This window comes from Gluconobacter potus, assembly GCF_015244705.1.
GTDB lineage: Bacteria > Pseudomonadota > Alphaproteobacteria > Acetobacterales > Acetobacteraceae > Gluconobacter > Gluconobacter potus.
The window spans coordinates 1-17,049 of sequence record NZ_JABCQF010000012.1; the positions used below are offsets into that span (position 1 = coordinate 1).

General features: G+C 60.8%; 18 protein-coding genes, 1 other RNA gene and 1 pseudogene. 11 read left to right on the forward strand and 9 right to left on the reverse strand.

What is annotated here, in order from left to right; genetic code table 11:
- The 7 genes and pseudogenes from HKD31_RS13150 to HKD31_RS13180 all read left to right on the forward strand — a co-directional run.
- Positions 1-184, forward strand: a pseudogene (locus HKD31_RS13150) (efflux transporter outer membrane subunit); the annotation flags it as partial.
- 38 nt (positions 185-222) lie between these two features.
- Positions 223-1,170, forward strand: a complete 948-nt coding sequence (locus HKD31_RS13155; RefSeq protein WP_194265481.1) for an alpha/beta hydrolase — start codon at positions 223-225, stop codon at positions 1,168-1,170.
- A gap of 47 nt (positions 1,171-1,217) precedes the next feature.
- A complete protein-coding gene (locus tag HKD31_RS13160) occupies positions 1,218-1,376 on the forward strand; it encodes a hypothetical protein (protein ID WP_165919964.1) in 159 nt (52 codons plus the stop codon).
- Entirely contained in the window at positions 1,373-2,293 is a 921-nt protein-coding gene (locus HKD31_RS13165) for a DnaJ C-terminal domain-containing protein (protein WP_194265482.1), read from the forward strand. The genes HKD31_RS13160 and HKD31_RS13165 overlap by 4 nt, the downstream gene beginning before the upstream one ends.
- 4 nt (positions 2,294-2,297) lie before the next feature.
- A complete protein-coding gene (locus HKD31_RS13170; RefSeq protein WP_167315814.1) occupies positions 2,298-2,447 on the forward strand; it encodes a hypothetical protein in 150 nt (49 codons plus the stop codon).
- Between the two features lie 36 nt (positions 2,448-2,483).
- Positions 2,484-3,983, forward strand: coding sequence for a peptide MFS transporter (locus HKD31_RS13175; RefSeq protein WP_194265483.1), 1,500 nt, complete (start codon positions 2,484-2,486; stop codon positions 3,981-3,983).
- Positions 3,984-4,201: 218 nt separating this feature from the next.
- A complete protein-coding gene (locus tag HKD31_RS13180; RefSeq protein ID WP_062494519.1) occupies positions 4,202-5,764 on the forward strand; it encodes a carbohydrate porin in 1,563 nt (520 codons plus the stop codon).
- 87 nt (positions 5,765-5,851) lie between these two features.
- Here HKD31_RS13180 and HKD31_RS13185 read toward each other — a convergent pair whose 3' ends face one another.
- The 3 genes from HKD31_RS13185 to HKD31_RS13195 form a co-directional block, all read right to left on the reverse strand.
- On the reverse strand, positions 5,852-8,101 hold the full coding sequence (locus HKD31_RS13185) for a TonB-dependent siderophore receptor (protein WP_194265484.1): 2,250 nt from the start codon (positions 8,099-8,101) through the stop codon (positions 5,852-5,854).
- 148 nt (positions 8,102-8,249) lie between these two features.
- On the reverse strand, positions 8,250-9,809 hold the full coding sequence (locus tag HKD31_RS13190; RefSeq protein ID WP_194265485.1) for a carbohydrate porin: 1,560 nt from the start codon (positions 9,807-9,809) through the stop codon (positions 8,250-8,252).
- 91 nt (positions 9,810-9,900) lie between these two features.
- Positions 9,901-10,197 (reverse strand): hypothetical protein, encoded by a 297-nt coding sequence (locus HKD31_RS13195; protein ID WP_194265486.1) that lies wholly within the window; start codon positions 10,195-10,197, stop codon positions 9,901-9,903.
- A 36-nt stretch (positions 10,198-10,233) separates the two neighbouring features.
- Here HKD31_RS13195 and HKD31_RS13200 point away from each other — a divergent pair, with 36 nt between their 5' ends.
- Positions 10,234-10,731, forward strand: a complete 498-nt coding sequence (locus HKD31_RS13200; protein ID WP_194265487.1) for a POTRA domain-containing protein — start codon at positions 10,234-10,236, stop codon at positions 10,729-10,731.
- A gap of 30 nt (positions 10,732-10,761) precedes the next feature.
- On the opposite strand, the gene HKD31_RS13205 is transcribed toward HKD31_RS13200, so the two are convergent.
- From HKD31_RS13205 to HKD31_RS13215, 3 genes are read right to left on the reverse strand one after another with little or no spacing between them, the layout of a single operon-like run.
- Positions 10,762-11,349, reverse strand: a complete 588-nt coding sequence (locus HKD31_RS13205) for a DUF1643 domain-containing protein (RefSeq protein WP_194265488.1) — start codon at positions 11,347-11,349, stop codon at positions 10,762-10,764.
- Positions 11,346-11,894 (reverse strand): peroxiredoxin, encoded by a 549-nt coding sequence (locus HKD31_RS13210; RefSeq protein ID WP_194265489.1) that lies wholly within the window; start codon positions 11,892-11,894, stop codon positions 11,346-11,348. Before HKD31_RS13210 ends, HKD31_RS13205 begins: the two co-directional genes overlap by 4 nt.
- A gap of 52 nt (positions 11,895-11,946) precedes the next feature.
- Positions 11,947-13,320, reverse strand: coding sequence for a lytic transglycosylase domain-containing protein (locus tag HKD31_RS13215; protein ID WP_194265490.1), 1,374 nt, complete (start codon positions 13,318-13,320; stop codon positions 11,947-11,949).
- 207 nt (positions 13,321-13,527) lie between these two features.
- Here HKD31_RS13215 and HKD31_RS13220 point away from each other — a divergent pair, with 207 nt between their 5' ends.
- From HKD31_RS13220 to HKD31_RS13230, 3 genes are all read left to right on the forward strand, one after another.
- On the forward strand, positions 13,528-14,397 hold the full coding sequence (locus tag HKD31_RS13220; protein WP_062494513.1) for an ABC transporter permease: 870 nt from the start codon (positions 13,528-13,530) through the stop codon (positions 14,395-14,397).
- 4 nt (positions 14,398-14,401) lie between these two features.
- Positions 14,402-15,199: an ABC transporter ATP-binding protein gene (locus tag HKD31_RS13225; protein WP_194265491.1), complete on the forward strand. Its 798-nt coding sequence runs from the start codon at positions 14,402-14,404 to the stop codon at positions 15,197-15,199.
- A 93-nt stretch (positions 15,200-15,292) separates the two neighbouring features.
- Positions 15,293-15,511 carry a hypothetical protein gene (locus HKD31_RS13230; RefSeq protein ID WP_011252962.1) on the forward strand — a complete coding sequence of 73 codons (219 nt, stop codon included), beginning with the start codon at positions 15,293-15,295 and terminating at the stop codon, positions 15,509-15,511.
- 34 nt (positions 15,512-15,545) lie between these two features.
- On the opposite strand, the gene HKD31_RS13235 is transcribed toward HKD31_RS13230, so the two are convergent.
- The 3 genes from HKD31_RS13235 to ssrA all read right to left on the reverse strand — a co-directional run bounded on the left by HKD31_RS13235 (position 15,546) and on the right by ssrA (position 17,030).
- Complete coding sequence (locus HKD31_RS13235; protein ID WP_011252963.1) at positions 15,546-15,938, reverse strand: VOC family protein; 393 nt, start codon at positions 15,936-15,938, stop codon at positions 15,546-15,548.
- Positions 15,939-16,030: 92 nt separating this feature from the next.
- Positions 16,031-16,606, reverse strand: coding sequence for an SspB family protein (locus tag HKD31_RS13240; RefSeq protein WP_194265492.1), 576 nt, complete (start codon positions 16,604-16,606; stop codon positions 16,031-16,033).
- A gap of 99 nt (positions 16,607-16,705) precedes the next feature.
- Positions 16,706-17,030, reverse strand: a transfer-messenger RNA (tmRNA) gene (gene ssrA, locus HKD31_RS13245).
- Positions 17,031-17,049: the final 19 nt, after the last annotated feature.

Here is a 17,049-nt window from a genome sequence, read left to right on the forward strand (position 1 = left end):
GACCGAACAGACCGCCCTGTCCGCCGAGGACCAGGCCGTCGTCGGCCGCCTCGCCCGCGTCCGCAACGCCGTCGCGCTGTACATCGCACTCGGCGCCGGATGGCAGGGCAAGGCCCTCACCGACACAAGACTCCCCGTCGAAGTCAAACAGCAGAACGCATTCGTTAGAGCCTTCACACGATAAGGAAGAGGGCACGGGGATACCTGAACAGGAGACGCAGAATGAAGCCGACAGTGTTTCGTTTCCTCTTGCTCCTGTCGGGTCTCTGTGGACTGTCGTCTCATGCGTTTGCGGCTGAGAGCTCGGCCATTGAAGCGCCTGGTCCTCTGGGGCCTCTGGCAGGAACCTTCGTGAATGCCGGGTCCGGTACGTCCGTCGTTCTGATGATTCCGGGCTCCGGGCCAACGGACCGGGATGGAAACTCGGCTCTGGGGCCAAAACCTGCCACACTGCGGCAGATTGCGGATGGGCTGGCGAGACGCGGCATTTCTTCCGTCCGGATCGACAAGCGCGGCATGTTCGGCAGCAAACAGGCCGTAGCGGACGGTAATCACGTCACGATTGCGGACTATGCCACCGATGTGCGGAACTGGATTGCCGTTATCCGGCGTAAGGCCGGTGTACGCTGTGTCTGGCTCGCAGGACATAGTGAGGGTGGGCTTGTCGCCTTGGCTGCTGCGCAGGGCCAGGCCGATATCTGCGGACTGATCCTTCTGTCCACCGCAGGTCGACCTCTGGGTGAAGTGCTGCGTGGTCAGTTTCATGCCGTGCCCTCTGCGCAGACGGTGCTGCCGCAGATCGACGGGGCGATTGATGCGCTCGAAGCCGGGCATCATGTGGATGTCCAGACGCTGCATCCGGGATTGCGTCAGCTGTTTCATTCAGCCGTTCAGGACTACATGATCGATCTTTTCCATCATGACCCCGTCGCTCTGCTCAGGGCTTATCGTGGGCCGGTTCTGATCATGCAGGGGGCGGCGGATCGTCAGGTCAGCGCAACTGAAGACCTGCCGCTGCTGAAGGCGGCTGATCCGAAGGCGCAGGTTGTTCTGCTGCCGAATGTGATCCATCCGCTGGCGGATCTTGGTGTGGCTCCGGCTGCGGATGGATCACTTCCGCTGGATGGTGCAGTAGTGTCTGATATTGCAGAGTTTGTTCTGAAACATTGACCCCAGCCCCGTGCGATCACACATCTGGGAATAACGGAGGATCAGAAATGGCAGACGACGGACATCCCGCAGAGGATTATCTTCGCCCGAAGCTGCAGGCCCTGATCTCAGACGGTGTGCGGGCCGGGTTCCCGCAGGATGAAGTCATTGCGGTCCTGATTTCCCTGCTGGATGAGGGACCTGAAGAAGACGGGGAGATGACATGAGCGACCCATATTCGGTACTGGGCGTTGCGAAAACGGCGACGGACAAGGAAATCCGCAGCGCGTATCGGAAGTTGGCCAAGCAGTACCATCCGGATCACAATCCGGACGACAAGAAGGCCGAAGAGCGCTTCAAGGCGGTCGGGCAGGCCTATAACATCGTCGGCGACAAGGAAAAGCGCGCGCGTTTCGATCGTGGCGAGATCGATGCCGACGGTCAGGAACGCGGACCGTTCGGCGGTGGCTTTGGCGGCAGCGGGTATGCCCCTGGCGGTCCGGGCGGGGGCGCACAGGGCTTCCAGGGCGGTTTCAGTCAGGAAGATCTCGGCTCTTTCTTTTCGGACATGTTCGGGGGCGGCTTTAGCGGCGATTTCCAGCCGGGCGGTTCGGCCGGGCGTCGTGCGTCCAAGGGCTCCGATCGCCGCTATGCGGTGACGATCTCGTTCCAGCAGGCTGTTCTGGGGACGTCCCTGGATCTGACACTGGGCGAGGGCGGGCATACCGAGGTCCGTATTCCGCCAGGGGTAGAAGATGGCCAGACCCTGCGCGTGCGTGGCAAGGGGGCGCCGGGTCGTCCGGGAATGGACGGGCAGCCGGGTGTGCCGGGTGACGCGCTTCTGACGATCACGGTCACGCCCGACAGCCGGTATGTCCGTGAGGGGCGCAATCTGCGCATCACCCAGAACCTCGACCTGAAAACGGCCATTCTGGGCGGCAAGATCGCCGTTCCGACCCCCAAGGGCGATGTTTCGGTCAAAATTCCCAAGCATTCCGACAGCGGCAAGGTCCTGCGTCTGTCCGGACGAGGGATCGGGGGCGATAAAAAGCATCCGGCCGGTGATCTGCTGGTGACGTTGCAGGTTCATATCGGTACTGTTTCCCCCGAGCTGGAGGCCTTCTTCAGCCAGCAGGAGAGCTGAAGACATGGGGATGGTGCGTCGCGTCCGGTCGAGACTGCCGGAATGGCCGTGGAGTGACATCATCGGCGGTATTGTGGCGCTGATCTTCGTGATGGTTCTGGGCATCATCAGTACGCACGCACTGATTCTCGCCGGAGAGTGGCATTTGCCCTAAGATGTGGCCCGTCTTCTGGTTTCTGACGGGTTCTGCATGACCGCTTCCTCTTTTTCTCCGGCCGGGGCTTCCACTCCGGGACTGCGCCGCAGGGCGTTTACCGTTGTTCTGGCCATCGAACTGTGGGAGCGGTTCGGATATTACGGCATGCAGGCCGTCCTGACGCTCTTCATGGTCGAGCAGCTCAGAATGGCCGATGCGGCCGCCAATCTTATGATGGGCGCTTTCGGAGCGCTCACCTACATCACGCCTGTCATCGGTGGCGTCATCGGCGACCGCGTGCTGGGTGCGCGGCGGGCAATGGTCATGGGGGCCCTGTCCCTGACCTGTGGCTATGCCTTTCTGGCCGCAGCGCTGCAGTCCCACACGCTGCTGCTGGTGGCGATGGCCCTGATTTCCACGGGAAACGGCCTGTTCAAGCCTAATGCCGGCAATCTGGTTCGTCGGATCTACAAGGGTGATGATGCCGCGCTCGATGCAGCTTTCACGCTGTATTACATGTCCGTCAATGTCGGTTCGACCGTCTCCATGCTGCTTACGCCGTGGCTTCAGATTCATTACGGGGCGCCGGTCGCTTTTGCGACCTGTGCGGTCGGACTGGGGATCGGGCTGCTCTATTATATGCTGCGCTCCAGCTGGCTTGAGCCGACGACGCCGGTTTCGGAAAAACAGTCGGTCCCGCTGTCCCGGTTCGGACTGGTTGCGGGCGGTCTTGCCCTTCTGACTGCCTTCAATGCCTGGATTCTGGGCAGCGATACGCTGGCGCGTCTGTGCGTGATTGCGGCAGGGGCGGGGCTGGCAGCAATCTGGGTTGCGCTCTATGTGAGAGCACCTCAGACCGAGCGTCCGGGGCTGCGTTTGACCTATCTGCTATGTCTGCAGGGGACGATCTATCTCGTTTTCTACCAGCAGATGATGACATCCCTGACACTGTTTGCCCTGCGGGGTGTTTCGGGAGACTACCGTATTGGCAGCGTGACGCTGTTTCATATGTCTGCGGGGCAGTTTCAGGTTCTCAATTCCCTCTGGATCATGGCGCTCAGTCCCCTGCTGGCGTTCCTCTATAACCGGATGGGACAACAGCAGAAGCAGACCTCCCATGCCCGCAAGATGATCCTTGGCTATGCAATGGTCGCGCTTGGATTTGCAGTATGGTGGACAGCCGCCGCCCATGCAGACGGGCTGGTGTCTCCCTGGGTCATGGTGGTGGGATATGGTTGCCTGTCTTTGGGCGAACTGCTGACAATCGGGCTGGGGTTGGCCGTCGTCGCCTGTTACTCCCCCGCCCGGCTGAGTGGCTTTATGATGGGCGCGCTCTACCTGCTGTGGGGAATTGCCATGTACGTAGGCAGCCTCATCGCCAATCAGGCCGCCCTGTCTCCGGAAGTGATCGCCGGGGGCGGGGGCGCTTCACTGTATGCGGGGCTTTTCCGGACGCTGTGTGAAATCGCAGCGGGGCTGGTCGTGATACTACTCTGCCTTGAGCCCCTGACTCGGCGATGGGACCGGGAACACGTAACTGTGATCGGCGAATAAGTCCCGGAAACTGTAGCGTTAAACTTTTTGTAATCCGGGAGAAATCTCCGGATAAAAATTTGACGTCCCGCTTCAGGATCGTGTCGCGAAAGGCATATTACGAAAACAGAGGTCTTCCCCGCTCTATTCTGGACCGTTTCCGGACTGTATGACAGTGGCCAGCCGCAGGACCGTGCGCCTGGCGGCTGCAATGGTGTCACAGGGAGACAGTTTGGAAGATGGGGAAGTTCGGGCAGGATTGGACGAAAGCGCTGTTGACGGCCTGTGCCATGACAGCGGTGCTTCCCGGCATTACTGCCGTTGGCCACGCACAGACGACACCGGCCGGCGTTGTGGACGGCCACCAGAAGGCTGCCGCCAGAACCAGCACGGCGACCATGGGTACCCCGCAGATCCGGACAAAATCCATTTCTCCGGTTCCGTTGCTGGTCAAACCGGCTCCGACACAGACAGGCGTCGAGACCGCAGCGAAAACCTCCGATACGACGGAGAACCGTTTCTTCCCGGCATCGTTCCATGACTGGCTGACCCAGAGCACCATGACGGGTGACTGGGGTGGCTGGCGCACCTGGCTGACCGACAAGGGCATCAATATCGGCGGGCACTATCTTGAAGACAGCGCTGGCAATCCGATGGGCGGCAAGACCAAGGCCGTGCGTTATGCGGATGAGTTCGGCATCAATATCGACTTCAACCTCAAGAAGCTGACCGGCCTGAATCTGGGCATGTTCCATACGCTGATCACGGCGCGTCAGGGTCTGGGTATCGGGGCTACGCTTCCGGCAATGGATAGCCCGCAGCAGATTTTCGGCTCGGGTGAGACGGTGCGTCTGACGCGTCTGTCCTGGGAAATGCCCTGGAACAAATACGTCACGACCGAGGTCGGTGAGATCAACACCGAAAACGACTTCGAGCAGTCTTCAGTCTATTGGGGCATGAGCCAGTATTGCCAGTTCGAATCGAATGCGATCTGCGGCATGCCGCAGTCCATTGCGATGAACTCGGGCTATGGCTGGTATCCGACGGCCCATCCCGGTGCCTGGGTGAAGTTCTATCCGGCCGGAAACGACCATTACCTGGTGCAGTTCGGCGCATATTCGGTCGATCCGACGATCTCGAATACGCATAACGGCTGGAAGCTGAATCTTCATGATGCGACCGGCACCTATCTGCCGTTCCAGCTCGGCTGGCATCAGGGCGGCAAGGACGACTACAGCGGTCCGCTCCAGACCAACATCAAGATTGGCGGATACTGGGACACATCCGAAGTCAGCGACGTCTACTCCCATCTCGGAAGTTTTGGTGTGCCGGCGCAGTACCTGATTTCGGCGCCGAGTGAAAAGGTTCGCGGCCGGTTTGGTGGCTGGTTCCAGTTCGACCGGATGCTTCAGCGCGATGAAGCCGACCCGAACCGCGGCACGACGCTGTTCACATCCTTCACCTGGGGTGATCCGCGTACGTCCGTCGCACCGTATTTCATCACCTGGGGCGTGACCCGCAAGGGCACCTTCCGCAGCCGTCCGAACGATACAATCAGCATCGGCATGAAGATGCTGTGGGTGAACCCGAAGCTGACGAACTGGGTGCGCCAGATTCAGGCTGCCGGTGGGACTGATATCTACAAGCCGTCCGGCGAGCATGCGCTGGAGCTGAACTATGGCTGGCGCCCGACGCCCTGGCTCGTGATCCGGCCGGGTGCGCAGTATATCTGGAGCACGGGCGGCACGAACCGCTACAAGAACCCGCTGCTTCTGGATTTCGAGACGGGTATTACGTTCTGATCTTTGCTGATCGGAAGACCGGACATGAAAAACGCGCCGCTTCCGCAGGGGAGGGCGCGTTTTTCGTTTTCGGCGGTCTGAGGCGGATTACAGATCCGTCGTGAAGGAGAACTTGAAGGTGCGGGGCATACCCTGCAGCAGGTATCCGTTGAAGGCCGAAGACCAGTAGCGCGTATTGGCCAGGTTATCGACGCCGAAGCGCAGCGTGACCGGCGTATGATGCGTCACGAAAGTGTAGCGCCCTGCCAGATCGAAGCGTGTCCAGACCGGGATGTGCAGCGTGTTGGCCGTGTTGACCCACTGCTTGCCCGTGTTGACCACGCGGCCCACGACCGTGGCGCCCTTGAGGAACGGCAGGTCGTATTCGAGATTGCCGTTAATCGTATAGTTCGGCACGCCGATGGCCGTGTTGCCGTCCTGCAGGCCGCCTGCCGTATGGCGCAGATCCGCCTGAATGACGGTGCCGCCGCCATTGAAGCGCAGGCCGGGCAGGATTTCGCCGTTGAGCGTCAGCTCAATGCCACGATTGCGCTGCAACCCGTCTTCACGGTACGCGAATTCCCCCGTATTGCCGACCGCCACGGAATAGGCATTGGGCTGCGAAATCTCATAGACTGCGAGGGCAGCGCTGAAGCGGCCCGTGTCGTATTTCGCGCCGACTTCATACTGGGTGGATTTGTAGGGCGGGAAGATCTCGCCAAGATTGACTACGTTGCCGGTTGCGGTCGGTCCCTGTGAAAGCCCTTCGATCCGATTGAAGTACAGCGAGGTCCTGCGTGTCGGGTGGATGACCAGCCCGACGACCGGGGTGATGGCGTCCTGGTCATAATGGCTGCTCATCGCGCCCTGTCCGGTCTTGCTGTAGGCGTAGCCATTGATGAGCATGTTCTGGTAGCGAAAGCCCCCTGTCAGGGCGACGCGGTCATGGAAGAAGGACATCGTGTCCGAGAAGAACAGGCTGTACAGGCGCGTGCGATCAATCGTCTGCGGGTCGTTGACGACGCCACCGGCATAGGTTTCGGCCGGGGTGGCAAACTGTGGCGTGTTGTAGATGTTGGTTGCATGGGATGTAAGGGTCATCGCATAGGCAGCGGCGCTGTCTTCCCACAGGCCGGAGCCGCCTGCGTTGATCTCATGGCGGATCGGGCCGGTACGGAAATGGGCGCGGACACCTGCGCGCGTGCTCTCGTTGGTCTGATCGTAAGGCACGTACATCGCACCTGCCGTTCCTGCGCCGGTAGTGGGGTCGGTAACGGTCGGGCTCGAATAGTTGCCCTTCTCATTGCTGGTCAGGGCTCCGAACGCACCATAGAGCGTGACGTTCTTTGTCAGGTCATGCTCGATGTTCAGCATGCCGAAGACATAGTTCAGGTTATTATAGGCCCAGCGCTGACCGAAATTATGTGATGGCGCAGCGGGACGCGGGACAGACGTGACGGCGCTGCCAAGGAAAATTGCCGGACGACCACCATTCACGCCTTGGTTCTCGTAGTCGATATCCATGGTGATGCGGGTGCGGTTGCTGCGGTCATGCCAGTCGAAATCCGCACCGAGGGTTGTGGAATGCCGGTATTCATCCGTGACGGAATCCTCGCCGCTCTTGCCCGCGACGTTCAGCCGCACCCCGAAGGCCTTGTCCTCGCCGAAACGCCGTCCGACATCAATGCTGCCTCCGCCCATGGCACTGCTGGTGTAGTCGCCCGAGATGCGGGTAAGGGGGGCATTTGTCGCATGTTTGAACAGCAGGTTGATGTTGCCGCCAATGGCCGATCCACTCGGTGCTGCGCCATTGAGGAACGCGCTTGCGCCGTTGAGGACCTGCACCTGATCATATAGTTCGGGCGAGACGAGCTGACGGGGCGTGATGCCATACAGCCCGTTGATCGACACGTCGTCTCCGTCCACGGCAAAACCGCGGATGACAAACATTTCCGAGAAATTGCCATAACCAAAGGTTGTGCGGACGGACGGATCGTTTTCCAGCACCTCGCCCAGTGTCTGGGACTGCTGGTTCAGGATCAGGCTGGAATTATAGCTGCGGATGTTGAACGGAACATCCAGACCTTTCTTGTTGCCCAGAGCGCCGAGCTGTCCGCCGCTGCTGACCTGCATCTGGTCCCGCTTTCTGGCCCGGACGATGATTTCCTCGTCCGGCGTGACCTGCTCTGCAGCGCTGGCAGGTTTGGTTGCGGGCTTGGTCTTGGGTGTTGTGGCGGTAGCCGTGGTCGGAACGGGGTCAGCCGCGAGAACGGGAAAGGCTGTTCCTGCCAGGAGCAGGCAGGACAGGCGCGCAGCCCGAAGGGGGCGTGAGAACGGGACAGAAAACGATGCGCGCACGGAAACCTCGAAACAATAGACAGTGTACCGGGTTATCGCGATAATGCGAGTTATTCGCAATTAAATTGTGATTGCCAAATGTATCAGGATACAAAAAAGCGGGGCCGTTCAGGCCCCGCTCCGCAGAAAAGCTAGTCTGTTTCGTGTATCAGAGTACGACGGTGAACTGAACGCCCAGAACGGCGGCATCATGGAAAGTCGTCGTAGCACTCGGGCGCTGAATGTACTGGAAGTCCGGCTGGATCGCCATCGCGCGGGCGACATGCGCGGAATAGAAGAGTTCGTACACGTTCTCATGGCTCTGCGGGCCATAGACCGCGCCCCACTGGTTGTCCTGATAGGGCAGGCCAAGGGCCAGCGATGCTTCCTGCTGCAGGGCCGCCGTGTGGCTCATGTCGAAGTGCTGGTACATCGCGCCGACCGTATCGAGCGGCCGGCCCCAGGCGGAGCCGGTGTCGACCAGACCGGCCCATTCATGATCACGCATCGCGACGGTCTTGCCATCGCTGTACATCGCGCCACCCATGGCGATCAGCCCGTTCGTATTGCCAGGGCCATTGCGGACCAGCATCTGGTCGAGGATGAGCCATGCACTGTTACGGCCTGCCTCATAGCGGCGGGGCTGTCCCGTGGCCTGCCAGGAATTGCCGTGAATGTCCTCGTACAGGTTCAGATAGCGCGAGTTGTCGTAGGAATAGCCGATGACGTAATGGCCCTGGAGATGGTTGTGGCCAAAGCGCGGAGTCCAGCCGATTTCAACGGGCGTGGAGAACTTGCCAAGGCCCGACTGCGCCCAGGACCAGCCCGAGATGCCGCCGTTATAGGAATGTGGGCTGACAGCGAAGAGACCTGCCATGATATAGGTGTCCATGGTCGGCATGGCCCGGACGACCGCGCCCAGATTGCCCGACGGCCAGTCGCGGTTGCCTTCCGTATATTTGTTCGGCGCCGGATTGCCGCACATCGCGACGTTCATGAAATCGCAGAACAGCGGGGATGCGGCGAAGAAGCTGCCGACCGGGATCCAGCCTGCGCTGACATCGATGCGGTTATGAACGAAGGACATCTCGCCATACATCGCGACCATGTGGGCTACCACGTTGCCTCGGGCACCGTAGATCTGCTGCACGCCTGCGATGGAATCGCCGAAATTGCGGGAGACGCTCTGGCCATGACCGTTGACGATCAGGGTATGCGTCCAGAAATTCCGTACGCCAGCAAGTTTGTCCCAGTCGATATCCAGTTCGATGCCGAACTGTCCGGCGTCGGAATAGGCACGCTCCTTGCCGCCCGTGAAATTGCCGGCAAATTCCTCGTTGATGGCGGCCATGAGGTGGATGCCGCGCTTGAGGAGCCACGGCTGCACGCCACCCCAGTCTCCCAGGAAATGCTGTGTTCCCATGGGGGCGGAAAAGTAAGGCCCCGGGTCTCCTTGCGTCTGGGCGAAACCGGAGACGGTGTTCTGCATGATGGGCGTGTTGCTGCCACCATTGGCCGGTGTTTCACTGTTCTGGGGGGCAGGAGACGACAGGGCAGCGGCTCTGGAAACGCGGTTGCGGGCGCTGTTGGGGTCAGGATCGGACTGCGCCTGCGCGCGCTCGACCGTGCCGGCCAGCATGGAAACGGAAAAAAGCCCCATCAGGACAGACCGCAGGTGTTCGGAACGGATTCGGGAAGAAGTCCGGGCGAAAGAAGCGAGTACAGGCATGAAGCGGGCGGGGCCTTTGCAAGGAAGTTGGTGAAACGGGAGCCTGGTGGTGGTCCAGAACTGCTGAGAGCGGTGTATCCCTGAAGATCTGTCAGGGGCAGAATGGGACCCGAGGCGCCAGTATTGGAAGAAAGGCGTCGAAAAGAAGGCGCTGCCGGGGTTCGAGGGTAATGAACGCATCGGTCCGGAAGATGTTGCTTCGACCGGGTTCAAAGGAAGATTTGCCAAAGCAGGGAAGTCCTGTAGCGTAAAAGTCAGAGAATTTCTCATTTTTTTCATTACAGGAGATTGCCAGATATCCCTTCGCTCCCTGCTGGCCCGGAGTTTTCTTGGCGTTTCGCTTGCCGTGGTTCCTGCTACGGAAATGATTATCACTGAGCAGGCTCATGCCGCCATCCCGGCGCCAACTGTTCCACTAAAGTTGATGACGGTCGCTGTTCAGGGAAACAGCCGCGTTGCGACGGCGGATATTCTTCAGGCATTCGGTCATCACGCGGGCGACATGGTCACGCGCGATGAACTGGCTGCGGCCCAGAAACGTGTGGGCGATCTTTATTCGGCCCGGCAGGTGGGGGTCAGCCTCGGAGAACAGCTGCGAATTTCCGGCAAGGCCGTCTCCGTCAAACTGGTCATCGAGGAGCAGGCTGCAGGCGCACCGACTCCGACCGCTCTGGTGCTCGACAAGGTGGAGTTCCAGGGGAACAGGAAGGTTTCGACCGCTGATCTGGAAGCGGCGACAAAGCTTCGGGCTGGCGCCCCTGTCACGAACGAGCTTCTGTCCGCGGACATGCAGGCCATTCAGGCCCTGTACAAGAGCAAGAACGCTTCCGCTTCAATCCAGCCTCAGGCAACTTATCCCAACCATGACCAGCATGTGGTACTCGTCTGGAGTATTCATGAGCCGGACAAGGCCGGGAACTGAGGCAGGCTCGCGTCCCGCCAAAAGCGCCGCTCAGTCCAGCATATCCGGGTCGAGCGGTTGCGGAGTGAGGGCCGAGGGCAGGTAAAGCGGGTGTTCCGGACGCCCGCTTTTGCTTAGACGCAGCGCCGTCACCTTAATGCCGTGATGGGCAAGCATTCGGGCGACTTCCGTCCCGCGTGCGCGTAGGCCCCTGGCTTGTGGAGAGCCGTAAGCCAGGATGACAAGATCGGCATGCCGGGCCATGTCCAGCAGATGGGCATCGTTGTCCGGCCCGACAGGATCGGGCACCTCCAGCAGCCGTTTCTGGTCCGTGCAGCGATAGGCAAAGCTGTTGCCTACGAACATCCCGCCATAGCCCCAGGCGCGTGCATAGCGCTGGCACTTGGCGACTGTCCGGTCGTCACCGAACTCGGTCGCGACAGACGGATTCATCATCAGCCACATGATCATGGGACGGTTTTCGTCCCAGACGCGGCGCAGGGTGTAACGGTAACAGTCCTGCGGGCCGCCGTAGATTGCCGTGCTGGTGATGTCATCAGCTAGCTTAAGCGGGCGTGAATCGCCAACATGATGCTGCCCGAACAGGTCCGGACCTGTGGACGAAGAACGGGTACTCACGGATGCTGTTTCAGGGCCTTTACCGCGGCCAGGGCGCGCGAAACGTGCTCGTCAGGAGACATCGAGGCGTAGCTCATGGCGATATGGCCATCCTGCGCGATGACATAGGAGGTGCGGCTTGCCATGTGGAGCAGGGGCATCTTGGCGGCATAGCTGAGGGTGATCTTGCCGGTCGGATCGGCTGCGACCGGGAAAACGCTACGGCACTCACTGACCGAGAAACGGTTCAGCTTGTCGATCGGATCCATGGAAATGCCGATGACGGTGGCGCCCTGTGCCTTGAAGTCCGGGATGGCATCCGCGAACTCATGGGCTTCGATCGTGCAGCCTTTGGTGAAGGCTGCCGGATAGAAATACAGGACGACGGGCCCGGTCTTGAGCGCATCGGCCAGATGATAGGTGAATTCGTGTCCTCCGAGACTGGCAGAAGCGGAGAAATCCGGGGCATGGGTGCCGGTTTCAAGGGCAGCATGCGCTGGAGCGGTGGTCAGGGCGCCGGCGAGGGCGACAGCGCAGAAAGCGGTCGTTGCAGAAAAGCGGCGCATCGGGGTGGTGTATCCCTGTCAGAAAAGCGGGCGGAAAGGCCCGGAAAACGGATCAATATGCGCCGGGCGGAACCACAACGCACGGAGAACCGTGCGACAGACGGCGACAGGCTGCAACTGCATTTTCATGCGTCAGACCGGTCAGGCGGGCGCGATAGAGATGCGACCGTCCCCCCTTCACGCTTTCAACCTGCGATCGGGCCGAGGCCACCACGACACCACCTTTGCTGTGGGCTTCGGCGGTGGCGATGCCTGCCTGCTTCGCATTGGCGAAGGCGCCGACCTGAATGGCCCAGTTGCCCGTTGCCGCTCTGGACGAAGCGGAAACTGCCGGAAGGGAAATGCGGGGCTGCACCCGGCTGGCTGGCATGACGGCCATGATCGGCTGAGGCTGCAGGTGATGCCCGATCGGGATTTCCTGCGCTGTAACCCGGTTGTCCGCGACCTCATCATCGGGAACGGAAACCTGTCTGACGGCGGGTGGGGCAGGTGTCTGTGTAAAGCCACGCGCGGCCCAGGCTGCGCTGATGCTCGCTGGGGCTTCGGAGCCTGTGGCGGATGCGACCTGGACCGGAGCCGTCTGGGGCGTCGTGACCGAGGTATCCGAATCTGAATCATTAGAAGATGTGTCGGCAGAAGATGTGTCGGCGGCTTCCCTGTGATTCCATGCCGCGCTGACGGCTGCTCGCTCAGAAGCCGAGGTCACTGGGGCTATGTCTGCCGATTGTGTGTTCTGGGCCAGCATGACCTGGGAGTTGGGATCATGCTGGGCGACCAGAAGGTCGGCCGCGGAGCGATTGTGTGGCGTGATGCCAGCGATATGCGGGCCGATGGCAGCCACATAGCGGCGCGTTTCACGGGGCAGGGCGCGGCCCCGGCGGAGATAGCGGTCGAGGCTTCCCGGCCCGTCATTATAGGCCGCGAGAAAGCCGGGCGATCCGTAGATGTCATACATCTGCCGGAGATAGGCCGTCCCTGCGAGAATGTTGTCGTGCGGATCGTAAGGATCTTCGCCAAGCCCGTATTGCTGGCGCATGTCGTCATAGGTTGGCGGCATGAGCTGAAGAAGACCCATGGCGCCGGGAACCGAGGTGATGAAATTGCCGTTATGATCGAAAAGGTGCCCGCCGGATTCCTGCTGCATGACGGCCCTGATCCAGGCCTCGGGCACATCAAAGCGGTTGGAGGCTTCCTGGATGTACGGCCCCCAGGGATCACTGGGCGGGCCGGGGGGAGCATAATAGGATTTTGCGTGGGCGCGGTAATTCGCCGCTTCCTGTGAAACTGGAAGCTCCGATCCGCCGCCCATGTCAGCATTGTTGCCGGCGCAGGCGGCGAGCAGTCCGACCAGACCCAAAGCAGCACCCGCACGGATGAGAGACAGGGTGCGGACAGTGGTCCGGAACGGAAAGACGGGTCTGGGCATCGGGTCTGGGCACCTGAGGAAAACTTGTCTCAATGTGACAAGCATACACGGGGATTACGGCGAAACTAGGAAAAAGGGCTCTGCAGAACAGATTTTCTGATAGGGAACGGCTTACGGAAAGGAGTGTAGCGGAGATTCATTTCCCGAATATGAACTTCCCCCGCCCGCCTTCTTGCCGGGGGTGGGGGGATCGGGTAGGCGGACGATATGAGTGTACCTTCTCCAGCTTCAGATGTCGCACGTAACGATGCGCCGCACAGGCAGGTCAGTCGTGACGCTCTGCGGGGCAGTCCTGCGGCCCGGGCCTGGGCTGACTGGAAGGAAACACGGCGTCTGTGGAGGCTGGGTGTCAGGCTGGGCTGGCTCGATATCCGGCTCCGGTACCGTGGGTCCGCACTGGGGCCGTTCTGGCTGACCATTACCTCTGCCCTGATGGTCGCCTCGATGGGGGTGCTCTACAGCAAGCTGTTTCACATGCAGCTTGCGTCCTATCTGCCGTTCCTGTCGCTGTCGCTTACCCTGTGGAGCGTCGGGTTCTCCAGCCTGATCCAGGAATCCTGCACCTGCTTCCTTGATGCCGAGGACATGGTGCGGTCCGTTCGGCTGCCGTTCCTGCTGTATGCGGTGCGGGTCGTGGTGCGCAACGCAATCGTCTTCGCCCACAACATCGTCGTGCCGCTTGGCGTGTTTGCCCTCTATCATCTCTGGCCGGGGATGGACGCCCTTCTTGCGATCCCCGCGCTTGTGCTGTGGGGTCTGGACGGTTTTGCGGCCTGCATGCTGTTCGGTTCGCTCTGCGCGCGTTTCCGCGATGTTGCACCGATCATCGGCGCGCTGCTGCAGATCGTGTTCTATGTCACGCCGGTCATCTGGATGCCGCAGCAGCTCGGGCCCAGGGCGGCTTATCTGCTGTACAATCCGTTCTATCCGCTGCTGGAAATCGTGCGCGAGCCTCTTCTGGGGCATGCGCCGTCCCTGCAGATCTGGGGCATTGCGCTGGCCACCAGCGTGGTGTTCTGGCTGATTGCGGTGCGGTCATTCATCCGGGTGCGGTCGCGCCTGGTTTTCTGGATCTGACGCCATGGCCCATATCCGCCTTGAAGACCTCTCCCTGTCTTTCCCCGTACTCCATGGCGGCTCCCGCTCTCTGAAAAAGACCCTGCTGTCCCGCGCCCGAAGCACTGTGGCCGGGAAGACGGAAGCGGTCGGCGGCCGGATGCGGATGAGCGGTAATGCAACCGAGGTCGTGGAAGTCCAGGCTCTCTCCAAAGTCAGCTTTACGATTGGGGAGGGGGAAAGAGTCGGCCTTGTCGGGCATAACGGCGCGGGCAAATCGACGCTGCTGCGTGTTCTGGCCGGGATTTATGAAACGGATGATGGGATCCTGGATATCGAAGGCGATACCCATGCCCTCATCGATCCGAAAGCCGGGATGAACAGCGAACTCACGGGGCGGGAAAACATCCAGCTTTTCGCCTGCCGGATGGGGCTGAGCCGGACTGCAACGCAGGAACTGGAAAAGGATGTAGAGGCGTTCTCCGATCTGGGGGCGTTTTTCGATCTTCCGGTGCGGCTCTATTCCTCAGGCATGTCCATCCGGCTGGGGTTCGCGCTGGCAACGGTGCCGCGCTCCCGCATCCTGCTGATGGATGAATGGTTCATGGCCGGTGACCAGAAGTTCCAGGACAAGGCCCGCGCGCGGCTGGAAGGGATGGTCGATGCGGCTGAAATCCTGGTCGTGACATCCCATGCCCTGACGGTTCTGCGTCAATGGTGCACGCGCATCATCTGGATGGAGAGCGGGGAAGTCCGCATGGACGGGCCGGCTGCAGACGTGCTGGACGCCTATGAGGCAGCGGTGGCGGCAACGCCCGTCTAGGGTGTGCTGCGGCAATGCGGTGGCGGCGGAGTTGGTATCCGATCCCGCGTGGAGTAGGCTGCCTCCCGGTTTTGACATTCAGGGAGACAGTTCATGTCTTATGCCGCCATTGACGCCGCGCGCGTCGCCAAAGCGTCCGAGTCCGCTCTGCAGACCTTATCGACCGTCAAGGAAACGTCCGAGGCTCACCAGCGCAAGACGATCATGATCGAGCGCATTCACGCCCTCGCCAAGGCTGCGGCCGAAACGAAGGACTGCAATGCCATCACGCTGACCTCCGAAGAGTTCTGGCTGATTTCCAAGAACTGGTGACCCAGCGGGCGGCGGGGCGTGCGCTCTGCCGCCCTCAGCCGTTATAGGAGGCGAGTTCGATCAGATTGCCGTCCGGGTCGCGGCAATAGACGGACGTGATCGGACCCAGCGCCCCCAGACGCGCCACCGGGCCTTCGACGATCTCCACCCCGCATTTTTCCAGATGCCGGACGATATGTTCGCTGGCGATGGCTGTCGTAAAGCACAGGTCTGACGTTCCCGGCGCGGCATCGCCTGCCGTTTCCCAGCCTTCCGAGCCTTCGGGACGCAGATTGATCTTCTGGCCGCCAAAGCTCAGGGCCACACGGTTGTTGCGGCCGTATTCGTCGATATCCATCCCCAGAACACGCTGATACCAGGACGCAGACAGGGTCCGGTCCCGGACGGTCAGCACGATATGGTCAAGGCGATCGACGGTAAAGCGCATGGGGATCCCTCATGAGAGCGACGTTCCGGCCAGTATAGGCCGGAAAAACACTGTCTGGCCAATCCGTTTTCGAAATCCCGCAGGGCGGATGCTCAGGTCGGCGGCCGCTTGCGGAATGCGGCCAGGCTGACGACTTCCGCATCTTTCTTCACGTCTTCGGACGAAGCCGTTTCCGGCTGGACGTCAGGATGGTGGGCGGGATCAATATCGTCCGGCTCTACGGCGCCTTCAGGGATCTCGACGTCTTCATCCTCCTCCAGCGGGGAATGGCTGAAGCGCAGTGCCATGCGGATATGGGGATCGGCAAAAGCCGTGATGGCGTTCACCGGGATGCACAGGATGCTGCCAACGCCGCCGAAGGACAGGCCAACGGAAATCACGTTCTTCTCGCGGTCCAGCGCCAGATCCCAGAACTGGTGCTGAAGGACGATGGTCATCTCTTCGGGATACTGCGCCCGCAGACGGGCCGGGATGATGACATCCGGGCGGTTCGTGCGGAACGTCAGATAGAAGTGGTGGGCGCCCGGCAGGCCTTCAGCCGCGACATGCTCGATCGCACGCAGCATGACTTCACGATAGGCGTCTTCCACCCAGTCATCATAAGGGAGAAGGCTCTCGGGAAGCTCGTGCTCGAAGCCGTCCTGGCCGTTGTGATCGTCGTCGCTCATGGTCGCAAGCCTGATGTTTCGGTCAACTTGCTCAGGGATGCGACAGACGGGCGCGGATGGCAAGCCGTCTTTGCTGTGAATGTCGGGGACATGATGAGGTGGGAGGGCTTCTGTTGCCCGGTGCCCTCCCGAACCGCGCTTATCGCTTATGCAGCGACAGCGAGCACCTCTGAGTTATCGTTGGCACTTGTAAGTTTAGCCCGATGACGGTGGTACAATGCCGGGCAAAAGATAAGTCTTTACCATGCGTGTCGAGCCTGTTTCGTCCCCACAGACCCCTTTTGCGAGGGGTTGTTTTTGGTGGAGACGCCGGGCACTGCCCCCGGGTCCACAACACTTATTTCACTTACCGTTTATCGCCATAGCCGGGGACGAACCCCTTGCACTGCTGAACATAGGAGTGCGCGTGTCCGGTCGCAAGGGAAAAGGCGGGGATGAAAAAA

What these genes read in the sequence shown, in the direction of transcription:
- HKD31_RS13165 (WP_194265482.1), top strand. Translation starts at nt 1,373, where the DNA reads ATGAGCGACCCATATTCGGTACTGGGCGTTGCGAAAACGGCGACGGAC.
- HKD31_RS13170 (WP_167315814.1), top strand. Translation starts at nt 2,298, where the DNA reads ATGGGGATGGTGCGTCGCGTCCGGTCGAGACTGCCGGAATGGCCGTGG.
- HKD31_RS13200 (WP_194265487.1), top strand. Translation starts at nt 10,234, where the DNA reads ATGACGGTCGCTGTTCAGGGAAACAGCCGCGTTGCGACGGCGGATATT.
- HKD31_RS13155 (WP_194265481.1), top strand. Translation starts at nt 223, where the DNA reads ATGAAGCCGACAGTGTTTCGTTTCCTCTTGCTCCTGTCGGGTCTCTGT.
- HKD31_RS13215 (WP_194265490.1), bottom strand. Translation starts at nt 13,320, where the DNA reads ATGCCCAGACCCGTCTTTCCGTTCCGGACCACTGTCCGCACCCTGTCT.
- HKD31_RS13160 (WP_165919964.1), top strand. Translation starts at nt 1,218, where the DNA reads ATGGCAGACGACGGACATCCCGCAGAGGATTATCTTCGCCCGAAGCTG.
- HKD31_RS13240 (WP_194265492.1), bottom strand. Translation starts at nt 16,606, where the DNA reads ATGAGCGACGACGATCACAACGGCCAGGACGGCTTCGAGCACGAGCTT.
- HKD31_RS13235 (WP_011252963.1), bottom strand. Translation starts at nt 15,938, where the DNA reads ATGCGCTTTACCGTCGATCGCCTTGACCATATCGTGCTGACCGTCCGG.
- HKD31_RS13210 (WP_194265489.1), bottom strand. Translation starts at nt 11,894, where the DNA reads ATGCGCCGCTTTTCTGCAACGACCGCTTTCTGCGCTGTCGCCCTCGCC.
- HKD31_RS13220 (WP_062494513.1), top strand. Translation starts at nt 13,528, where the DNA reads ATGAGTGTACCTTCTCCAGCTTCAGATGTCGCACGTAACGATGCGCCG.
- HKD31_RS13180 (WP_062494519.1), top strand. Translation starts at nt 4,202, where the DNA reads ATGGGGAAGTTCGGGCAGGATTGGACGAAAGCGCTGTTGACGGCCTGT.
- HKD31_RS13230 (WP_011252962.1), top strand. Translation starts at nt 15,293, where the DNA reads ATGTCTTATGCCGCCATTGACGCCGCGCGCGTCGCCAAAGCGTCCGAG.
- HKD31_RS13225 (WP_194265491.1), top strand. Translation starts at nt 14,402, where the DNA reads ATGGCCCATATCCGCCTTGAAGACCTCTCCCTGTCTTTCCCCGTACTC.
- HKD31_RS13190 (WP_194265485.1), bottom strand. Translation starts at nt 9,809, where the DNA reads ATGCCTGTACTCGCTTCTTTCGCCCGGACTTCTTCCCGAATCCGTTCC.
- HKD31_RS13195 (WP_194265486.1), bottom strand. Translation starts at nt 10,197, where the DNA reads ATGAGCCTGCTCAGTGATAATCATTTCCGTAGCAGGAACCACGGCAAG.
- HKD31_RS13175 (WP_194265483.1), top strand. Translation starts at nt 2,484, where the DNA reads ATGACCGCTTCCTCTTTTTCTCCGGCCGGGGCTTCCACTCCGGGACTG.